The sequence below is a fragment of the Paratractidigestivibacter sp. genome (genome assembly GCF_963660155.1).
Lineage (GTDB): Bacteria > Actinomycetota > Coriobacteriia > Coriobacteriales > Atopobiaceae > Paratractidigestivibacter.
This window is the reverse complement of record NZ_CAVKWG010000017.1, coordinates 302,091-321,817: the sequence shown is the minus strand read 5'-3', so window position 1 is coordinate 321,817 and position 19,727 is coordinate 302,091. Positions and strand designations below refer to the sequence as shown.

The 19,727-nt window shown below is 58.2% G+C and carries 17 protein-coding genes and 1 tRNA gene; 16 read left to right on the top strand and 2 right to left on the bottom strand.

Annotation, left to right across the window (positions count from 1 at the left end; genetic code table 11):
* Positions 1-124 precede the first annotated feature (124 nt).
* From U5709_RS03770 to U5709_RS03760, 3 genes are read left to right on the top strand one after another with little or no spacing between them, the layout of a single operon-like run.
* The gene (locus U5709_RS03770; protein ID WP_321972813.1) at positions 125-925 is read left to right on the top strand and encodes a glycosyltransferase; all 801 of its coding nucleotides are present in this window, start codon (positions 125-127) and stop codon (positions 923-925) included.
* Positions 915-1,907, top strand: coding sequence for a glycosyltransferase family A protein (locus U5709_RS03765; RefSeq protein WP_321972812.1), 993 nt, complete (start codon positions 915-917; stop codon positions 1,905-1,907). Before U5709_RS03770 ends, U5709_RS03765 begins: the two co-directional genes overlap by 11 nt.
* Before the next feature lie 2 nt (positions 1,908-1,909).
* Positions 1,910-2,845 carry a glycosyltransferase family 2 protein gene (locus tag U5709_RS03760; protein ID WP_321972811.1) on the top strand — a complete coding sequence of 312 codons (936 nt, stop codon included), beginning with the start codon at positions 1,910-1,912 and terminating at the stop codon, positions 2,843-2,845.
* Positions 2,846-2,872: 27 nt separating this feature from the next.
* On the opposite strand, the gene U5709_RS03755 is transcribed toward U5709_RS03760, so the two are convergent.
* Entirely contained in the window at positions 2,873-3,223 is a 351-nt protein-coding gene (locus U5709_RS03755; protein ID WP_321972810.1) for a DUF2304 domain-containing protein, read from the bottom strand.
* Between the two features lie 6 nt (positions 3,224-3,229).
* Complete coding sequence (locus U5709_RS03750; RefSeq protein ID WP_321972809.1) at positions 3,230-3,910, bottom strand: glycosyltransferase family 2 protein; 681 nt, start codon at positions 3,908-3,910, stop codon at positions 3,230-3,232.
* Between the two features lie 165 nt (positions 3,911-4,075).
* On the opposite strand from U5709_RS03750, the gene U5709_RS03745 reads away from it, so the two are divergent.
* The 13 genes from U5709_RS03745 to argS all read left to right on the top strand — a co-directional run bounded on the left by U5709_RS03745 (position 4,076) and on the right by argS (position 19,677).
* Positions 4,076-6,109 carry a DUF6541 family protein gene (locus U5709_RS03745; RefSeq protein ID WP_321972808.1) on the top strand — a complete coding sequence of 678 codons (2,034 nt, stop codon included), beginning with the start codon at positions 4,076-4,078 and terminating at the stop codon, positions 6,107-6,109.
* 30 nt (positions 6,110-6,139) lie between these two features.
* Positions 6,140-7,132, top strand: a complete 993-nt coding sequence (locus U5709_RS03740) for a glycosyltransferase family 2 protein (RefSeq protein ID WP_321971477.1) — start codon at positions 6,140-6,142, stop codon at positions 7,130-7,132.
* Positions 7,133-7,147: 15 nt separating this feature from the next.
* Positions 7,148-8,599, top strand: a complete 1,452-nt coding sequence (locus U5709_RS03735; RefSeq protein WP_321972807.1) for a lipopolysaccharide biosynthesis protein — start codon at positions 7,148-7,150, stop codon at positions 8,597-8,599.
* 46 nt (positions 8,600-8,645) lie between these two features.
* Positions 8,646-9,773 (top strand): DegT/DnrJ/EryC1/StrS family aminotransferase, encoded by a 1,128-nt coding sequence (locus tag U5709_RS03730; RefSeq protein WP_321971475.1) that lies wholly within the window; start codon positions 8,646-8,648, stop codon positions 9,771-9,773.
* Positions 9,774-9,804: 31 nt separating this feature from the next.
* Positions 9,805-10,326, top strand: coding sequence for a hypothetical protein (locus U5709_RS03725; RefSeq protein ID WP_321972806.1), 522 nt, complete (start codon positions 9,805-9,807; stop codon positions 10,324-10,326).
* A gap of 19 nt (positions 10,327-10,345) precedes the next feature.
* Complete coding sequence (locus U5709_RS03720; protein ID WP_321972805.1) at positions 10,346-11,410, top strand: hypothetical protein; 1,065 nt, start codon at positions 10,346-10,348, stop codon at positions 11,408-11,410.
* A 72-nt stretch (positions 11,411-11,482) separates the two neighbouring features.
* Positions 11,483-11,558 (top strand) — tRNA-Ala (locus tag U5709_RS03715).
* A 91-nt stretch (positions 11,559-11,649) separates the two neighbouring features.
* A complete protein-coding gene (gene ilvA / locus U5709_RS03710) occupies positions 11,650-12,876 on the top strand; it encodes a threonine ammonia-lyase (protein ID WP_321971472.1) in 1,227 nt (408 codons plus the stop codon).
* A 658-nt stretch (positions 12,877-13,534) separates the two neighbouring features.
* Entirely contained in the window at positions 13,535-14,734 is a 1,200-nt protein-coding gene (locus tag U5709_RS03705; protein ID WP_321971471.1) for an MraY family glycosyltransferase, read from the top strand.
* A gap of 83 nt (positions 14,735-14,817) precedes the next feature.
* The gene (locus U5709_RS03700; protein WP_321971479.1) at positions 14,818-15,708 is read left to right on the top strand and encodes a radical SAM protein; all 891 of its coding nucleotides are present in this window, start codon (positions 14,818-14,820) and stop codon (positions 15,706-15,708) included.
* Positions 15,709-15,852: 144 nt separating this feature from the next.
* Positions 15,853-16,185 (top strand): hypothetical protein, encoded by a 333-nt coding sequence (locus U5709_RS03695; protein ID WP_321971470.1) that lies wholly within the window; start codon positions 15,853-15,855, stop codon positions 16,183-16,185.
* Positions 16,186-16,249: 64 nt separating this feature from the next.
* On the top strand, positions 16,250-17,728 hold the full coding sequence (locus tag U5709_RS03690) for a nicotinate phosphoribosyltransferase (protein WP_321971469.1): 1,479 nt from the start codon (positions 16,250-16,252) through the stop codon (positions 17,726-17,728).
* A 107-nt stretch (positions 17,729-17,835) separates the two neighbouring features.
* Positions 17,836-19,677, top strand: coding sequence for an arginine--tRNA ligase (gene argS, locus U5709_RS03685; RefSeq protein WP_321971468.1), 1,842 nt, complete (start codon positions 17,836-17,838; stop codon positions 19,675-19,677).
* Positions 19,678-19,727 lie beyond the last annotated feature (50 nt).

Genomic DNA, 19,727 nt, shown 5'->3' with positions numbered 1-19,727 from the left:
GGGCCCGATCGCCCCGCGCCCGCACTTCTCCGCGCTCGACCTCTCCAAGCTCGAGTCCACGGGCTTCTCGCCGCGTGACTGGGAAGACGAACTGGCCGAGTATCTTAAGGAACTTCGCGCGTAGATGGCTTCGACCGCTCAACATACATTCGCTGTCTGTGCATACGGTAAGAGCCCGTATCTTCGTGAATGTCTCGACTCGCTTCGTGCCCAGCGGGGCCCTGAAAGCGAAGTGTTCATAGCAACTTCGACCCCGAGCGAGTGGCTCGACGACATTGCTTCCGAGTATGGCCTCCCCGTTTACGTGAACACCGGAAAGAGCGGTATCGGTGAGGATTGGAATTTTGCCTACCTGCAGGCAAGCAGTCAATTTGTGACGATTGCCCATCAGGACGACGTCTATCTTCCCGACTATGCTCGAGCCGCCGTCGACGCACTCTCGTCCGATGTCGCTTCACTGATTTATTTTTGCGACTATGGCGAGCTTCGTTGCGGCCTGAGTGTCGACGATTCAGATTTTCTTACTGTAAAGCGTCGCCTGCTCAGGCGCCTCGCGAATCCTGCGAACGCGGCTAAGCGCAACGCTAAGCGCTCGGCGCTCCGTTTCGGCTCGGCTATTTGCTGCCCCGCCGTCACCTTTAATGCAAAGAACTGCCCGAATCCACCTTTCGTCGTCGGCATGAAGTCCAATCTAGACTGGGCTACGTGGGAGGTGCTTTCGCGGCTCGATGGCTCTTTCTTGTACGACAAAGATCACATTCTTATGCGTCATCGCATCCACCCTGAGTCCACTACCTCTGAGCTGATCACATCCCGTAAGCGAGATGAGGAGGACCTGGAGATGCTCCAGAAATTCTGGCCGAATCCTGTGGCCGCCTTGATCGAGCACGTCTATTCAAGGGGGACAAAGAGCAATGAGCTCTAGCGACAGTCATCCATTGGTTTCCGTTGTGGTGCCCGTCTACAATAGCGAGAAGTACATTTGTCGCTGCTTGGATAGCATACTGGGGCAGACGTATCCCAATATAGAAGTCATTTGTGTCGATGACGGCTCTTCGGATGATTCTGCGGCCATTCTCGATCGCTACTCCGTCCAAGACCCGGCTCGTGTCATCGTCGTGCATCAAGTTAATGCTGGTGCCGCCGCCGCAAGAAACAACGGAGTCGCGCTTGCCTGCGGTAAGTATTTGACATTTGCGGATAATGACGATTGGCTTGATGCTGATTTCGTTGGGGAGTTGCTCGAAGCGGCCCTATCTTCTGGCGCCGATGTTGTGTGCAGCGGATATCGTAGGCCCGATGAGAGCGGCAAGATTGTTCTCGAGGCCAAGCCGAGACCCGATGATGAATGGGGGCCTTATGTTGCCGAGGCGGCGTGGGCCAAGTTATATCGCACTGACTTTATTCGAGATAATCATATTGAGTTTTTAAGCACCAATATTCTGGAAGACCTGTATTTCTCGCTCCCTGCTGTTGAGCTCGCTAACAAGGTTGAGGTCATTCGCTATTGCGGGTACAACTGGTTTTGGAATACACAAAGCGTCTCAAATACCAATCAACGCACGAGCGAAGGGCTTCAATTTGAGCAGACGCTCGATGCATTGCTTTCTTTAATGGGGGAGAAAGGCATTTCATTCACGCCCATTCTCCTGCACTATTTTGTTCGGCTTGTTGCCTGGTTTTTGCTATTTACCCGTAAAGGCGACGGGTGGAGCACGTCGCATAACAATCTTCAGCATTACATTGGATGGCTTGACATGAACGTGCCTTCTTGGCGAAATGACAGTTATGCAAAGCCTGCCCACCCTACGGGAGACGCCATGGCAAACCGGCTTGCTGTATTTCTCTTTGCAAAACATCCTAAGGCGTTTGTTGCGGCCTTGAAATGCTATGGATTGATTGGGTAATCATGGCCGAAGTTCAAATCCTTATGGCTGTTTATAACGGCGGTGAATATCTTCGAGAACAGCTCGACTCCCTACTTTCTCAAACATTTGAGGACTGGCAACTCCTTGTTTCCGACGATGTTTCCAGCGATGACTCCCTGGCGATTATCAATGAGTACTGCGGCCGCGATTCTCGTATAAAACGCGTTCTTAATGGCAAGCGGTACGGAGGTGCCAAGCAACACTTCATGGCTCTGTTGCGCCTTGCGGACGCTCCTTACGTGATGACGTGCGACCAGGATGATGTGTGGGACAGGGACAAAATTGACTTTACGCTTGCGGCCATGAGACGCCTCGAGTCGAAGTCGTTCAATCCGCTTCTTGTTTGTACCGACCTGCGCGTCGTGGATAAGGACTTGAATGTCATCTCTCCTTCGTTCCTCGCGTATTCCGGCATGGATGCAGGTTGTCGCGACTTCGGTTATTTTTTGGCTTCTTGTTTGGTTACCGGCTGCACGATGATGGTGAACAGGCCATTGTTGGAGCTCTTGCAGAGGCCTGTTGACGAGGATGCCATTATCATGCACGACTGGTGGGCGTCACTTATTGCGGCGGCTTTCGGCGAGGTCGTTCATCTCGACAAGGCAACCATCAGCTATAGGCAACACGGCGATAACTCTGTTGGAGCAGAGCGTTTCTCTGTTACGCGCGCACTTGCCGCCATTGGCGATAAAATCGCCACAGAGAATGCTGCTATCGATCAAGCTGCAGAGTTTGCTCGTGCTTTTGGCGCCGAGCTTAACAAAACGCAGGCTGCTCAGGCCGAGGCTTTTTTGAAGATTCGCGCCTCGTCGCGCATTGGGCGTATCGGGCTCCTTACGCGTGCTGGCGTTTGGCGAAAAGGCGCCTTGCGTAATGCGGGAACCTTGTTGGCGTTTCTTTCCATCGACCGCGCCTAATAAGCCTGCTTTAGGGTCACTATTTGACTATTCTCCGTGCGCATCTCGTAGGCGCTTCTCGAGAAGCGCGTTTTCTTGAGCGAGTTCGTTGACTCGATGCTTCAGCATGCTAATTTCGGAGGAATTCGCGAACATCTTTGCCATGAGCAGAACGAGAATTGCCATGAAAACGAAATTCGCGGGAGAGCTGATGCCCAAGAGCCCTGAAAAGAATATCGCGATACCAGGAAATAACGCCAGAATAATGAGCAGCAAAGAGAGCAACACCCAGAAAATGGCGTCCCCCATGAGAATCTTTGATTTATGAATTCTGTTTCCGATAAACGCGGATGCAAAAATGGCACCGGCGATAAGCAGGATCCTGAGTGAAATAGACATTATTTCCTACCTAAACCATTGGAACAAGACAATTGAGGCGCACATACGAGACATGTAACCCACAATGTGAGGAATGTCGAAGTAACTCTCGCCTCCCTGGCGGTCCCTCATCTCGGCGGAGATCTCAGTGATTTTTAAGCCCTTCCGAGCCATAAGGGCAACAGTGTCTGGTTCAGGCGAGATATCAAAATCATGGACAAAATGTTCAATCATCTTCCTGTTAAACAGGCGCATACCGCTCGTTGGGTCAGTGATTGTCGTACCGGTCGTGAGCTTTATAAGGCTGGATATAAGACGTGATCCGACACCGCGAGCGCCTTCAGGTTTCTTGCCGTCGAGATATCTCGAGGCAATCACGATATCGGCGTTAGATTCCTGCATCTCTTTGATCATTGCCGGAATAAAATCAGGTTTATGCTGGCCGTCGGCGTCGAATTGGATAACAGCATCGAAATCATGGCGCCAGGCGTACTTCATGCCTGTTCTAAATCCCGAGGCAAGCCCAGTGTTGATTGGGAGGCTTGCGATCGTGATGCCCTTGCTCTTGCAAATGGCCTCGGTGGAATCCCTTGATCCGTCATTGACCACGAGGTAATTAATGCTGGGGCATGTTGCCTTGAGCTCGGCGACGGTGGCCTCGATGCACTCTTCCTCGTTGAAGGCCGGGATGACTGCTAAGACTTTCACTGGATTCTCCTACGTATCGACATGATTGTTAGCTTAACACTGAGTTGGGTGATAATTCGACACGAGAAAAGGCCGGTGCCTTTTTGGTGAATAGCTGCGAGTTGTCCTCATACTATTGTTAGTTTTTGAAATTATTATTTGTTAAGTTTTGGAGGTGTTGGCTTCTTGACTTGGCTTTTATTTGCATCGTGTTTGCTGCTAGGCATATCCCTGCTAATTGCTCCCGGCTTTCTTATCGGGAGAATTTTTGGGGCTGACCGCGCCTTTTCTGCGGCATTTGCACCTGTTGCATCTACAGCTCTTTATGCTGTGCTCTCGGTGGCTTACGGATTCTTTGGCGTTCCGTGCGCGTTGCTCTCGTTGGTGCTTGTGCCGATGGCCTTTCTGCTTGCGTTGCGTCTCGCTTTGATTCGTAGTGGAGCGCGGATCCGTGAGCCTTTATCTTTACACGAATGTTTTGCTAATAAGCCGCTTGGGCACCCTCACCTCTCTTGGACGGGGCTTTGTATCATCGGTAGTTTTGCATTTTCTCTGTTCCTCACTGTAGTTTTCTATCTCTCGCCGTTGGGGAGTCCGGATGAGTTGCTGCCCATTTACGACAACGCCTTTCATTTAACGAGACTTCGCGCTTTTGTTGAATCTGCGAACTACTCGTCGCTATCAGGCGGCTTCTACCCTTCGGCGTGGCACTGCTTCAGCGCGTTGATTATGTCTACGACCGGTTGTGTCACAACGATTGCCGCCCAAGCGTCTGCCCTCTCCTTTGTTTTGTGCGCTTTTCCGCTCGGGATGTTCTGCTTTTTGGCCACCTTGTTCCCGGATAAGCCACGTAGAGTTCTTTTGGGCTCTCTTTTCTGCCTGTGCGCCTGGTTCTTTCCCTGGAAGATCCTGATTTCTGGCCCGCTTTACCCTAACCTGGCGTCTTTTGCGCTCATGCCTGCCTCTCTTGCCGTGTTTCTGAGGCTTTTCAGCAAGAATGCCGGTACCCGCGATCGAGTCGTTTGCGTCGCCATGTTTATAAGCGCCTGTGCTGCGCTGGTTCTTTCTCAGCCCAACGCGCTGTTCTTTTCGGCGATCTTTACGATACCGTTCCTTATGAGAGAGGTCCGCAAGAGTGTTTCTGGGGCCATAAAGAACAAGGCATCGGTGCCGGTCGGAATTTTCTGCGAGTTCCTGTTTCTCGTCCTTTGCGTCGTCGCTTGGGTTGCGGTGATGCGGCTTCCCTTCATGCAGAGCCTCGTGAGCTACGAGCAGGAGAAACGATTCACTTTGGCGCAGGCGCTTCCAAAGCTTTTGACTTTCCAGTTCATCATCTGGCGGCCCCAGTATCTCCTATTCGTTGCCCTGTTCATTGGCGCCGTGCGTGTTCTGACAGAGGGGGAGAGCCGATGGCTTACTTTCTCTTATGCCGCGGTCGCTATCGTCTACTTGGCATCGGTCGCCATGGATGGTGCGCTTCGCGGTTATATATCCGGTTTTTGCTATAACGACTGCAGTCGCACTGCATCTTGCGTTTGCATCGTCGCGGTGCCTTTGGTTGCAGCTGGGCTGGATACCGCTTTGACCCTTGTGACTCGAGGTCTCCAGCGCATGTCCGTTTATTTGCCGAAGGCCGTGTGCCATCGCGCCGCCTTGATTCTGCAAGCTGTGTGTTTGGTGCTATTTGCGGGATTCAATTATTTTCCCTTGTTCGATATCCCTCGGTTTGCTTCATGGGGATTCGATACGATTGCTTGGGAAACTCATGACTGTGCCACCAATAAAAAAATTAAATTCTATACAAATAAGGAAAGCAACTTCGTTAAGAAGGCAAGGGAAATCGTCGGTGATTCCCTTGTTATTAACCAGCCGTATGACGGTAGCGTCTTCAGCTACGCGATGGACGGCCTAAACGTCGTCTTTCCTCGTTTTGGATTCTTAAGCGAGGGCAGTGACGAGTCGTATCTTATGGCCAATCTCTGCAACATTGCCAGCGACGCATCTGTTCGGGATGCTGTCGACCGGTTGGGAATAAAGTACGTTCTTTTGCTGGACCAGGGCGACCGAAACGATGCCGGTCTAAACTTGCAGGGCACCTTCTATACCCTTGGATACAATTCTGACGAATGGACGGGCGTCGACACTATTCGTGACGACACCCCGGGATTTAAATCACTGCTTTGCGACGGTGATATGCGCCTTTATGAGATCGAGCTCTAGCTCCCGTACAGCGATTCGAGGGATTCGTTCATGTTGATAGTCCAAGACAACGACAAGCTTGTCAAAGACCCCGTTATCAGCGTTCAGTGCATTACTTTCAACCAAGTTGACTATATCGGAAAGGCACTCGACAGCTTTCTTGCACAAAATATCGATGAGCCTTACGAGATTGTTGTGAACGACGATTGTTCTACCGATGGGACCACTCAGGTGCTTCTTGATTACCAAGCAAGGTACCCCGAGGTTATGCGCGTAATTACCCACGAGGAGAACCAGTACTCAAAAGGGAAGAGTTCGATGGGCGATTTCGTCGTCCCCAATAGTCGCGGCGAGTTTGGCGCCATGTGTGAGGGCGACGACTACTGGACGGACCCCGACAAGCTCCGTATCCAGCTTCACATCATGCGCAATATGCCCCAAATCGCCGCCTGTGTGCACGCAAACGAGAATGTTCAGGCTGACTCCGAGAAGAGGCTATCGGTCATGCGCTACGCCGATCATGATTGCCTGATTGATGTTGCCGACGCGCTCTCAAACACACAATGCTACTCGACGAACAGCCTGCTGATTCGCATGAGTTCTCTAAAAGATTACTGCGGCTCCAGGCTTTACAGCCTAAAGTGCGACGGTGACCAGAAGATGCTGGTGTGCTTTGCCCTTAACGGGGGGATCTATTACCTCGACCGCATCATGAGCGCCTATCGCTTCATGGCCAAGAATTCGACCAACCGCTCAATGTTTATGAGCGAGGAGCATGCACATATCGCTGCGAAGAAGCGCGAACTGCGCTGTGAGCTGCTTCGTGCTGCCGACGAGATGTCTGACGGAGCCTACCATGATCAGGTTGCTGCGGGCATTGAGCGTATGGAATACCTGTATTACAAGGACCTCCGCGACGCAAGCACGCTTCGGCGTCGTTGGCCCAAGATGTTTAGTCGCGAGAGCCTCCCGGCCAAGCTCGACATCTGCCTATACGCGTACGCGAAGCCGCTGCATCGCGTCATCTTTTCGATGTACTACTAGGTTCGGAGCGCATGCATGTCCTCAAACGATGACCTTAAGAAAAAGACGGTATCCTCGCTGATCTGGAAGTTGTTCGAGCAGTCCGCGTCCTCCTTCGTAAGTCTCGTTGTGCAAATCGTCATGGCACGCCTTTTGGCGCCGGACGAGTTCGGCATGCTCGCGATTATGCTCGTGTTCGTCAACGTCGGCAACGTCATTGTCCAGTCGGGTCTCAATACGGCGATAATCCAGGGGCCAGATGTTACTGAGCGAGACTACTCTACGGTGTTCTGGATGTCCTTTGTTGTCTCGCTTGTTCTATACGTAATCGTTTTCGCTGCTGCACCAGCAATCGCCGCCTATTACGTGATGCCCTCGATCGTCGCCCCGCTGCGCGCGCTTGTCTTGATTCTCATAGTGAATGCGTATAACTCAATCCAAGAGGCGGTCGTTGCTCGCGCGCTCGAGTTCAACAAGACGGCCCGAGCTACCGTGATCGCCGGCGTGACCTCGGGCGCTTTGGGCATTATCTCGGCGGTGGCCGGCACAGGCATCTGGGCGCTTGTTGTCCAACAGCTCTTGTTTCAGGTAGTCAAGTCCATTGTTTTAGCCGTGCAGATTCCCTGGAAGCCGCGGTTTTTGTTCGATGCGGGTCGCGCGAGGCTCCTCTTCTCGTTCAGTTGGAAGCTCCTTGTCTCAGGTTTGCTTGAGCAGGGCTACCAAAGCCTGTCGGATTTGATGATCGGCAAGGTGTTCGATTCAAGCAGCCTCGGCTTCGTCTCGCAGGGCAAGAAGTACCCGCAGGCGCTCGGCCTCATGCTTGACGGGGCTATCCAGCCTGTCATGCTGTCGGCTGTGGCGCGCGTACAGGACAACAAGGAGAACGTTAAGCGCCTTGCTCGCCGTGCCCTTAAGACGAGCACGTTTCTTATCGCGCCGTCTATGGTCCTATTCGCCTTTGTGTCTAAACCTATCGTGCTGCTTCTACTCGGAGAGAAGTGGCTAGCCTGCGTGCCGTATCTGCGCATGTACTGCTTCGTATATGCGCTGCTACCAGTACACACGACCAATCTTCAGGTGCTCAATGGCGTGGGTCGCAGCGATCTTTATCTGAGGCTTGAGGTCATAAAGAAAATCATCGGAGTGTCGATCCTTTGCGTGACCGTTTTCGTGTTCCGGGACCTCACTGCGATTGTCTTCGGCTATGTGCTCTCTAGCATTATCTGTACCTTTGTTAATGCACACCCCAACAAGCGCGTTATCGGTTATTCCTACCTCGAGCAGATTCGCGACATCTGCCCGGCTTTTATTCTGGCCGTGGCCGCCGGTGCCGTTTCCTGCCTGGTGGTGCCGCTCAACCTTCCCGTATTTACCTCCATCGTTCTTCAGTCCGTCGTGATGACGGTTGCGTACCTTCTTCTCGCGTACATGCTCAAGATCGAGGAGATGACCTATCTGTTGGATATGCTCGCCAAACTACGCAAGTAGGTCGGACTTATAATTTGCCGATGTATCTCACGGATAGGAGTGATAGATGGCTAACGAACCGATTCTCGTGACCCGCTCGTCGATGCCCCCTTTTGATGAGTACGTTGAGGAGATCAGGTCTCTTTGGGAGACTCATTGGCTCACCAATATGGGCGACAAGCACCATCGGCTCGAGCGTGATCTCAAGTCTTATCTCGGCGTCGATAACATCGCCTTGTTCACAAACGGGCACAATGCACTTGAGTGTGTGATCGAGGCTATGGGCCTTACGGGCAATGTTGTTACTACGCCCTATACCTTCGCCTCTACGACGCACGCCATTGTGCGTAAGGGCCTTGAGCCCCGTTTCGTCGATATCAAGGAGTCTGACTACACGCTCGACCCCGACCTTATCGAGGAGGCGATCGACGAGAACACGTGCGCCATCGTTCCCGTTCACGTCTATGGCAATCTTTGCGACAACGAGGCCATTCAGGCTATTGCCGACAAGCATGGCCTGAAGGTTATATACGACGCTGCTCATGCCTTTGGCGTGGAGAAGAACGGGGTCTCCGCTGCTACTTTCGGCGATGCCTCAATGTTTAGCTTTCACGCCACCAAGGTGTTCAACACCATCGAGGGCGGTGCGGTCTGCTTTAGCGATCCCGCGCTCCTTGATTTGCTCAATCAATGGAAGAACTTTGGTATTACGAGCCCTGAAGATGTCGAGTACGTTGGCGGCAACGCGAAAATGAACGAGTTTTGCGCTGCTATGGGTATCTGTAACCTCCGGCATCTCGATGAGGAAATCGCTAAGCGCAAGATCGTGGCAGAGCGTTATTGGGAGAACCTCGACGGCGAGAAGGGCATCAAGGTCTGCCTGCCGACGCAGGGTGTCAAGGCAAACTACGCTTATCTTCCTGTGGTGTTCGAGGATGATTTCGGCGCAACTCGCGACGATGTGCTTGCCGCGCTCAAGCGTGAGACGATATTTGCTCGCAAGTATTTCTATCCGTTGGTCAGCGATTTTGCTTGCTATAGAGAAGAATACGATTCGTCTGCAACTCCCATTGCGGCCCATGCGGCCGCACGGGTGCTCACTCTCCCGATGTATGCTGATTTACCTATCGACGATGTTGACTACATCTGCAAAACGGTTCTTGATGCTCGTACAAGCAAATTGGAACTCACGTAGCAAATCTTTTTTCTCTTCTTAGGAGGATTTCTTGGGCGACACTGATATCACGCTTGCAATTAGGGTTGATGACATAACGCTGCTTGAACAGGCTTTCAAGGCCGTGAAGCCCATGAGCCAGGCATCTGGAATTGCCATGTCCATCGACAATCCCGAGAGCGTTTTTGATTTTGACGCAGAGAACAAGAGGACTGTTCTTCGGGCTGTGGTTACCATTAGGCTCGAGGCTGGCGAAAATGCCGGTAAGCCCGATTCCGATCCGGCACTTGTATTTGGGATAACTTTGGGCGTCGTGACGAGTGTGGCGGCCATGGAGAGCACTGCTGGCGCTGCTCGGCACATGGCTGGGGGCGATGACCCTGAGGCGCGGCGCGACGACAAGATGTCCCGCTCGCTTCTGCTCGAGGCCATAAAGGCGGCCCATGGTTTCGCCTCAGCAAAGCTAGCGGAGCTATCATCGCTGTCGCCTACGCCGAAGATTCTCCTGCCCGCGATTGATGCGGATACGCTTCTCATCGATCTTGAGCGCCGCCAGTCTGTTGGCAAGAACTAGGATCAAAGGTTTTTCTTGCATGAAAGCGAACCTTCGGCGGCTCGACAGTCCTGAATATATGCTAGTTATTGCGATTTGCGCTGTTGTCGCGTCGCTTTGTTCCTGCGCCGCCAATGTCGTTTTCGCCGTTGCAAAACCTGCCGTTGTCGACGAAGCGCTAGATGCGGTTGGCGCTTTTGCCAATGCTAACGTTGTCGTTGCCGGTGGCAACATCTACACGGGTTCCGAGGTGGAGCCGGCGGTTGTTGTTACATTGAATGGGGACGCGCTGCTCGAGGGCGTGGACTATGAACTGACCTATTCAAACAATGTGAACGCGGGGACGGCGAGCGTCAGGATAGCGGGCCTGGGCGTCTACGCGGGCTCCTTTAAGGTCGCAACATTTGCTATCGGGCGATTGCCGCTGACGAGCGCAAAGATCTCGCTTTCTCTGACGACGTTCTATTACAACGGCGCGGCGCAGAGGCCAGAAGTCGTCGTTATGCTTGGCAATAAGACTTTAAAGCAAGATGCCGACTATAAAGTAACCTATTCGGACAACATCCGGCCGGGTACGGCGTCGGTAACAATCAGCGGGGTCGATCCAAATGACGAGGCCGGGGAGGACGTGTTGGCTTCTTGCGTCGGCAATTACTCGGGTTACGCCAGCGCCCATTTTTCGATACTCAATCAAATTCAGATGATGCGCCTGTACAACCCCTACACCGGTGAGCACTTCTACACCGCGGACAAGGGCGAGGTCGAGAGCTGCGTGGCCACCGGCTGGAAGGACGAGGGTGGAGCCTGGGTCGCCCCGTCGAGATCCTCGAGGCCGGTCTATCGCCTCTACAACAGCTACGTCCCCGGTGGCGACCACCACTACACTGCCGACGAGAAAGAGGTCGAGGCCTGCAAGGCCGCCGGCTGGACCTACGAGGGTGTCGGCTGGTACTCCGACGACGCCGAGGGCGCGGCCGTCTACCGCGCGTACAACCCCTATGCCGCCACCGGCACGCACCACTACACCGCCGACGCCTCCGAAATCAAGACCGTCGTCGACGCCGGCTGGATGGACGAGGGCATCGCCTGGTATGGCATGAAGTAACCCGAAGGCGGCAATTCTTGCTTGACACGCGCGGGCACTACTGCCTAAAATTACCAACGCGCAAGAGCGCCTGGGGATGTAGCTCAGCTGGGAGAGCGCTGCCTTCGCAAGGCAGAGGCCGAGGGTTCGAATCCCTTCATCTCCACCAGGAATTAGCAGGCCCGGACGTCAAACGACGTTCGGGTTTTTTCTTTGCGCGCGCCGGCCGCGGACGCGCCGCGAAACCGAAAGGAGCCGTCATGGCGGACATGCTCACGCTCGAGGCGTTCGAGGAGGCCTCCGAGAAGGTTAAGGAGGTTACGCTCGAGACCAAGCTCGTCGAGAGCCCCTATCTTTGCGCCGCTACCGGCAACCGTGTGTGGCTCAAGCCCGAGAACATGCAGCGCACGGGCGCCTACAAGCTCCGCGGCGCCTATTACAAGATCTCGAAGCTCAGCCAAGACGAGCTCGACCGCGGCGTCATCACCGCAAGCGCCGGCAACCACGCACAGGGCGTCGCCTACGCGGCCACCCACGCGGGCGCGCGCTCCATCGTCGTCATGCCCACCACGACGCCGCTCATCAAGGTCGAGCGCACCAAGGGCTACGGCGCCGAGGTCATCCTTCACGGCGACGTCTTCGACGAGGCGGGGGAGTACGCCCAGAAGCTCGCCGAGGAGCAGGGTCTTACCTATATCCCGCCCTTCAACGACGAGACCGTGGCCACGGGCCAGGGCACCATCGGCATGGAAATCGTGCAGGAGCTCCCGCTCGTCGATACCATTCTCGTGCCTGTGGGCGGCGGCGGACTCTCCTGCGGCATCGCCACCTTCGCCAAGCTCTACAACCCCAAGATTCGCGTCATCGGCGTCGAGCCCGCGGGCGCTCCGAGCCTGACGGCCGCCCTTGAGGCCGGCCACGCGGTCAAGCTGCCGTCCGCAAACACCATCGCCGACGGCACTGCAGTCCTCGAGGTTGGCGACAAGGTCCTCCCGTACCTCAAGGAGAACCTCGACGACGTGCTTCTCGTCGAGGACGACGAGCTCGTCGTGAGCTTCCTCGACATGGTCGAGAACCACAAGATGATCGTCGAGAACTCCGGCCTGCTCAGCGTGGCCGCGGCCAAGCAGTTGCCCGCCGACGGCCGCCGCGTCGCCTGCGTCCTCTCCGGCGGCAACATGGACGTCATCACCATGAGCTCCGTTGTCCAGTACGGCCTTATCCAGCGCAGCCGCGTCTTTACCGTGAGCGTCCTTCTGCCCGATCGCCCCGGCTCCCTCGTGCGCGTGGCCAGCGTTATCGCCGAGCATAATGGCAACGTCATTAAGCTCAAGCACAACCAGTTCGTGACCACCAACCGCAACGCCGCCGTCGAGCTGCGCGTGACCATCGAGGCCTACGGCCCCGAGCACCGCCAGGAGATTATTGACGCCCTCTCCGAAGCCGGATTCAACCCCGAGCTCCCTTCCTTCCGCGAGGCCAATTAACGCGCGGGCGCCCTCTCATGTTCGTAAACGTGACAGCCTCGCAATGAGCCGCAGCTAGAAAGGCGGGAATAGCGAAGCGCATTCCCGCCCGCCACGTGCTTGAGGCGTCGCCCCTTGCACGGCGATGTTTTCTCAAGTTGCGTGAGGCTTCGCGGGCGCCGGGCGCGCTTGGGGGTTTGAAATGAGTACCGCATGAGCCGAACGTGACTTAATGTCACGTTCGTGCGAAGAGGACTGTCCGAAATTTCAAACACCCATGCGCGCCCGGCGCCCGCGAAGCCTTTCCACCGCACAGAAAAATCGCCGTCCCGCGCCAATAATGAACCCACCTTCATCAGGTGGGTGTCCGCATCGCGCGTTCCGGCTTTCTCGTCAACGGAGAATCCCCGTACTGAACACGAGATTTAGGACTCCCTAGTCGTGCTTGTCGGTTCACCCAGTTTAGGCGCGGGGCGACGACACCTTCAATATAGTCCAGCTATTCCGCAGGTAAAGCCTTGACTTTTGCCTTCTTTCCGTCATGTGGAGCGACAACGACGGCGAACGTCTCGCGCTCCCACGAACTCGCGCAGTCCTGTAAACTGAAATATGCTGTGCACAGGCGAGGAGGTCCGCGCTGACGCAATGACCGACCGACGAGCAAAGAGGGGAGAGGCAATTGAGCTACCACGTTCCTGACTGGATCCCCTTCTCCTGCCTTTTTCTCGCGTCTCTTGCCGCGTCGCTCCTCATGACCCCTGTCGCCCGAAAGATCGCCGTCGCCCTCGGAGCCATCGACAAGCCGACCGGCCGACGCGTCAACAAGGTCCCCATCCCGCGCATGGGCGGCATCGCCATCTTCTCGGGCATCGCCGCCGCCTTCGCGCTCCAGTACATCGGGACCATGAGCTGGGGCTGGCCTGTCGTCCTGGTGCCCTCGCCCAAGCTCAACGTCAACTACTGGATGCTCGTCGAGGCTTTCTGCGTCATCTTCGCCACGGGCCTGCTCGACGACAAGTTTTCGCTCAAGCCCAAGATCAAGTTCGCGGGTCAGCTCCTCGCGGCCATTATCGCCGTCGCGGGCGGCCTCGTCATCGGCGACATCTCGAACCCCTTTGGCCCGGGGTTCGTCAGCCTCGGCTGGCTCGCGTACCCCATCACAGTGATCTACCTCGTCGCCTACGTGAACATCATCAACCTCATCGACGGTCTCGACGGGCTTGCCGCCGGCATCTCCGGCATCGCGAGCTTCACCATGTTTGTGCTTTCGGTCATGGCCGGGCGCCTTGACGCGGCGGCACTCTGCATCGTCGTCACGGGCTCCTCGTTGGGCTTTTTGCGCTATAACTTTCACCCTGCGTCCATTTTTATGGGTGATTCCGGCTCGCTCACCTTAGGTTTCGCGCTTGGCTGCGCGTCGCTGCTATCGGTGACGCGCTTCGCGGGCCTCACTACCATCATCGTGCCCATCGTCATCGCCGCGGTGCCCATCCTTGACACTTTCTCTGCCATTGTCCGCAGAACCCGTGCGCACGTGAGCATAGGCCAGCCCGACCGCGGCCACATCCATCACCGCCTGCTCGACGAGGGCTTCGACCAGCGACAGGCTGTGCTCGTCATGTACGGCTGGACGCTGCTTTTGTGCTTCGGCTCCGTCGTTATGACGCAGGTCGGAACCTGGCCGCGCGTCGTCATCTTCGCCGCGCTCGCCGTGGTCTCGTTCCTCTTCGCCAAGCACCTGCACCTGTTCGAGCCCGTGTTGCTGCATCACTACAACCCGCGCACTGGCGAGGATGAGCTCATCACCCCGGCCGACGAGGACTTTGAGGCCGAGGCCGTAAAACGCTCCGAGCAGCACTGGCGGGAGCGCGACAAGTAGTGTCCGAGCAGGTTAGCCAGCCATCTGCGGCAAACGTCGCGCCCGAATCGTCCTTTGGTGAGGACCCCTACGGCGCCTGCGCCATCTGCCCTCGCCGTTGCGGCACCGACCGCACCCACGGCAAGACGGGCGTCTGCGGCATGACGTCGGCTCCGCGAGCCGCGCGCTCCGCCCTCCACTTCTGGGAAGAGCCGCCGATTTCCGGCGAGTGCGGAAGCGGCGCCGTGTTCTTCTCGGGCTGCACGCTCAAGTGCGTATTTTGCCAGAACCACGAGATCTCGACGGGCGGATTCGGCCTCACTGTCAAGCCCGAGCGCGTGGCGCAGATGATGCTCGAGCTTGAGGAGCAGGGCGCGGCGAACATCAATCTCGTAACCGCCCTCCACTTCGCGCCGACGGTGCGCAATGCGGTGCTTCTTGCTCGAGAACAGGGCCTTCACCTGCCTGTGGTTTGCAATACAGGCGGCTACGAGACGGTCGAGACCGTGCGGGCCATGGCCGATGTTGTGGACGTCTGGCTGCCGGATTTCAAGTATGCGGACGGCGCGCTCGCAGGCGAGCTCTCCGCGGCGCCCGACTATCCTGACATCGCCGCTGCGGCGCTCGCGCAGATGGTCGACCAGATACGTGCTGCCGGTGGGCGCCTCGTCGACGAACGAACCGGCCTCATGAAGCGCGGCGTCATCGTGCGCCACCTGCTGCTCCCGGGTCACGTGGACGACACCTGTGAGGTTCTCGGCCGGGTGTGGGATATCGCCGGCAACGACGCCGATCTCTCGCTCATGAATCAGTACACGCCCAATGCCCGCTGCCGCGAGGCCGGCGGTGACCTTGCCCGCGCTGTTTCCGAGGACGAGTACGAGATTGCCCTGTGCCGCGCTGACGACCTCGGCTTCGAGCGGATCTGGTGGCAAGAGGGCGGCACGGTCTCGGAGAGCTTCGTGCCTGGCTTCGACCTCACCGGCGTCCGCTGACCTGCAATGGGGACAGTCCCTTTTGCAGGTGTCCTCAACCTGCAAAAGGGACTGTCCCCATTGCAGGTCAGCGCGGTCCCCGCGAGGGGTCGCTTGGGTATAGACTTGTCAGATGACAAACAACCGTTTTGACGCGGAGGATCTATGGCAGACAACGAGGGCCTCACCGAGGCCGAGCGCGCCGAGCTCGAGCAGCTCCGCGCCGAGAAGGCCGCTCGCGAGGCCGCCAAGGCCCAGGCGGCCGAGCGCGCCGAGCTCGAGGCCCTGCGCGCCGAGAAGGCCGACGCTGCGAAGGCGACCGCCGCAAAGCAGTGCGCCCAGGCACAGGCGGCCCAGGACGCCGCCGATCTCGAGCGCGCCCGTAAGCTCATGGAACCTGACGAGGACGACCTCAAGATGCCCGTTGGCCAAAAGGTCGTCATCCTCGGCGTCGTTGTCGTTGCCGCCGTGTTCCTGCTCCTCGCCATTTTCCGCTAACGCAATCGCGCCGGGCCGCGCGTCTGTTCGCGGCCCGCACCCAACAAGGGATAGGGGATTCGCAATGTCGCTCACCGACCGCACCAAGCCCACCGACGTAAGCCTGAACACCGACCTCTACGAGCTCACCATGGCCCAGGGTTTCTGGGAGACGGGCCTCGGCTCGTCGGAGGCCTGCTTCAACGCCTTCTTCCGCGAGAACCCGTTCGGCGGCGGCTACGGTATCGCTTGCGGCACGGGCCAGATCGCCGACCTCGTCGAGAACTTCGTCTTTACCGACGAGGACATCGAGTACTTGAGCGGTATCGTGGCCCCTGGCGGCGGCCCGCTTTTCAAGCCAGACTTCCTTGAGTACCTGCGCGGACACCGCCTTGACCTCACTATCGACGCCGTTCCCGAGGGCGAGGTCGTCTTCCCGCGCGAGCCCATGGTGCGCGTCATGGGACCCGTGATCGACTGCCAGCTCATCGAGACGGCCCTGCTCAACTTGGTGAACTTCCAGACGCTCGTGGCCACCAAGTGCGCCCGCGTGGTCAAGTCCGCCGAGGGGCACCCCGTCTCCGACTTCGGCCTTCGCCGCGCCCAGGGCCCCGACGGCGGCCTCGCCGTGGCCCGCGCCTCCTACATCGCCGGCGCCTCCTCGACCTCCAACGTCCTCGCCGGCAAGATCTACGGCATTCCCGTGTTCGGCACGCATGCCCACTCGTGGGTCATGGCGTTCCCCACCGAGCTCGAGGCGTTTTGCGCCTTCGCCAAGTCCAGTCCCAAGAACTGCTGCCTTCTGCTCGACACCTACGACGTGCACCAGGGCATCCAGAACGCCATCGCCTGCGCCAAGGAGATGGAGAAGGCCGGCGAGCGCCTCTCGGCCGTCCGTATCGACTCCGGCGACCTCGCTCGGCTCTCCAAGGACGCTCGCAAGGCGTTCGACGAGGCGGGCCTGCCGTACGTGAAGATCTCCGTCTCCAACGACCTTGACGAGTACACCATCCAGTCGCTCTTCGCCCAGGGTGCGCCCATCGACTCCTTCGGCGTGGGCACCAAGCTCGCCACCTGCGACCAGCAGCCGAGCCTGGGCGGCGTGTACAAGCTCTCGGCCATCCGCGCCTCGGCCGACGAGGAGTGGCGCCCGGTCATCAAGCTCTCCGAGCAGGCCTATAAGCGCACCATCCCCGGCGTCCAGCACGTGCTGCGCTTCTATGACGAGGTCGGCTGCCCCGCGGGCGACATGATCTGCCAGGAGGGCATCGAGCCCCAGACCGACGAGATGATCGACATTCTGGACACCTTCCAGTCCTACGACCTTACCGGTGAGCCCAAGGAGCTGCTCGTGCGCGTGGTATACCACGGCCAGGCGGCCGCGACCTCGACCATCGAGGAGGCCCGCGAGCGCTGCAAAACGGCCATCATGCACCTCGACCCTGCCATCACGCGCTTTCTTAACCCGCAGACCTACCCCGTGGGCCTCGAGCTCGGTCTCGCGAAGCTTCGCCAGGACCTCTCGGCCGAGGAGCGCCGCAGCTCCGGCAAGGCCGTCATCTAGGTCGCGGGCCAAGGCCCCGCGCCCCGGTCCTGCGCGCCCACCGATGCCCCGCCCGCCATCTGGTAGAATTGCCAAGTTTTTGATTCGCCCTACGTTTGGAGAAACACATGCCCGATAAGCTCGAGGAACTCGTCCGCGCCGCCCTCGCCGCCGCCCAGGCCGCCGGCGACCTGCCCGAATTCGACGTCGCCGACATGGGCTTCGAGCGCCCGGCCGACTCTGCGAACGGCGACTGGTCCTCCACCGTCGCCATGCGCTCTGCGCGCCTCGCGCACTGCGCCCCCGCAAAGATCGCTGCCGCCATCCAGGCCAACATCCCGGCCGATCCCTGCCTCGCCAAGGTCGAGGTGGCGGGCCCCGGCTTCATCAACTTCTATCTCAACACCGCTTCGGCCAACGACATCTTCCGCCAGGTTCGCGAGCAGGGCGACGACTTCGCCCGCTCGAACATGGGCGCCGGCCAGAAGGTCCAGGTCGAGTACGTCTCCGCTAACCCCGTGGGACCGCTGCACATCGGCCACGGCCGCTGGGCGGCCCTGGGCGACTCGCTCTGCAACGTGATGGAGCTCGCCGGCTTCGACGTCGAGCGCGAGTACTACATCAACGACCACGGCTCCCAGATGGACGTCTTCGGGCACTCCATCTCCAAGCGCTACCTGCAGCTCGTTGAGCTGATGGGGGAGGGCAAGACGCGCGAGGACGCCGTGGCGGTGCTTCTTGCCGACCGCGAGGCCTACGTGGCCGATGAGGAGGACGAGCGCCCCGAGAGCCACCCCTACACCGATGCCTTCAACGAGGCCCTCGGCGGCAACGCCTATGCCGGCGACTACATCGTCGACCTCGCTGCCCGCTTCGTGGGGATCGACGGCGACGGCTTGGCCGCGGCCTCCGAGGACGAGCGCTGCGCCTCTTTCCGCGAGCGCGGCTACAAGATGATGCTCGAGTCCATCCGCGAGACCTGCCATACCGCCCGCTGCGACTTCGACGTGTGGTTCTCCGAGCGCAGCCTCTACGAGAAGGGCGAGGACGGCACCTCGGCCGTCGACCGCGCGCTGGCCAAGCTCGATGAGCTGGGGTACCTCTTTCGCGACGAAGCGGGCGCCCTGTGGTTCCGCTCCACCGACTTCGGCGACGACAAGGACCGCGTCCTTATCAAGACGAACGGCGAGTACACCTACTTCGCCTCCGACGTCGCCTATCACTGGAACAAGTTCCAGCGCGTCGACCACGTCATCGACCTGTGGGGCGCCGACCACCACGGCTACATCAAGCGCATCCAGTCCGTCTGCGAGGCGCTCGGCTACCCCGAGCAGTTCGAGGTCGTCCTGGGCCAGCTCGTCAATCTCCTGCGTGACGGCGTGCCGGTGCGCATGTCCAAGCGCAAGGGCACCATGGTCGCCTTCGACGAGCTCTTGGCGGAGGTCGGCCCCGACGCCACCCGCTACACCCTCGTGGCCAAGTCGAACAACCAGATGATCGACTTCGACATCGAGGCCGTTAAGCGCCAAGATAACACTAACCCCGTCTACTACGTGCAGTACGCGCATGCCCGCATCTGCTCGATTCTGCGCCGCGCCGCCGGAGTGAGCGTCAAGGAGGCCGCCGAGCTCGGCATGGACGCCGTGGCGGAGCGCGCCGTGGGTTCCGATTACGACCTCGGGCTTCTTACCGACGCCTCCGAGGCCGCGCTCGCCCGTAAACTCGCCGAGCTGCCGAGCCTCGTGGAGTCCTGCGCCCGCGACCGAGCGCCGTTCCGCCTCACGCACTACGCCGAGGAGCTGGCCGGCCACTTCCACTCGTTCTACGCGGCTTGCCAGGTGCTGCCCAGCGAGGGTCGGCCGCTCGACGCCGGCTTAAGCCATGCCCGTCTTGCCGTGGTAGACGCGACGCGCCGCGCTCTTGCCCTCACGCTGCGTCTTATCGGAGTCAATGCGCCGCAGGCCATGTAGGGTATCGGGGCTTCACCTACCTGTTTTTGGCTTGATATAGAGATTTATAT

What these genes read in the sequence shown, in the direction of transcription:
- U5709_RS03770 (WP_321972813.1), top strand. Translation starts at nt 125, where the DNA reads ATGGCTTCGACCGCTCAACATACATTCGCTGTCTGTGCATACGGTAAG.
- U5709_RS03765 (WP_321972812.1), top strand. Translation starts at nt 915, where the DNA reads ATGAGCTCTAGCGACAGTCATCCATTGGTTTCCGTTGTGGTGCCCGTC.
- U5709_RS03760 (WP_321972811.1), top strand. Translation starts at nt 1,910, where the DNA reads ATGGCCGAAGTTCAAATCCTTATGGCTGTTTATAACGGCGGTGAATAT.
- U5709_RS03755 (WP_321972810.1), bottom strand. Translation starts at nt 3,223, where the DNA reads ATGTCTATTTCACTCAGGATCCTGCTTATCGCCGGTGCCATTTTTGCA.
- U5709_RS03740 (WP_321971477.1), top strand. Translation starts at nt 6,140, where the DNA reads ATGTTGATAGTCCAAGACAACGACAAGCTTGTCAAAGACCCCGTTATC.
- U5709_RS03735 (WP_321972807.1), top strand. Translation starts at nt 7,148, where the DNA reads ATGTCCTCAAACGATGACCTTAAGAAAAAGACGGTATCCTCGCTGATC.
- U5709_RS03730 (WP_321971475.1), top strand. Translation starts at nt 8,646, where the DNA reads ATGGCTAACGAACCGATTCTCGTGACCCGCTCGTCGATGCCCCCTTTT.
- U5709_RS03720 (WP_321972805.1), top strand. Translation starts at nt 10,346, where the DNA reads ATGAAAGCGAACCTTCGGCGGCTCGACAGTCCTGAATATATGCTAGTT.
- ilvA (WP_321971472.1), top strand. Translation starts at nt 11,650, where the DNA reads ATGGCGGACATGCTCACGCTCGAGGCGTTCGAGGAGGCCTCCGAGAAG.
- U5709_RS03695 (WP_321971470.1), top strand. Translation starts at nt 15,853, where the DNA reads ATGGCAGACAACGAGGGCCTCACCGAGGCCGAGCGCGCCGAGCTCGAG.
- U5709_RS03690 (WP_321971469.1), top strand. Translation starts at nt 16,250, where the DNA reads ATGTCGCTCACCGACCGCACCAAGCCCACCGACGTAAGCCTGAACACC.
- argS (WP_321971468.1), top strand. Translation starts at nt 17,836, where the DNA reads ATGCCCGATAAGCTCGAGGAACTCGTCCGCGCCGCCCTCGCCGCCGCC.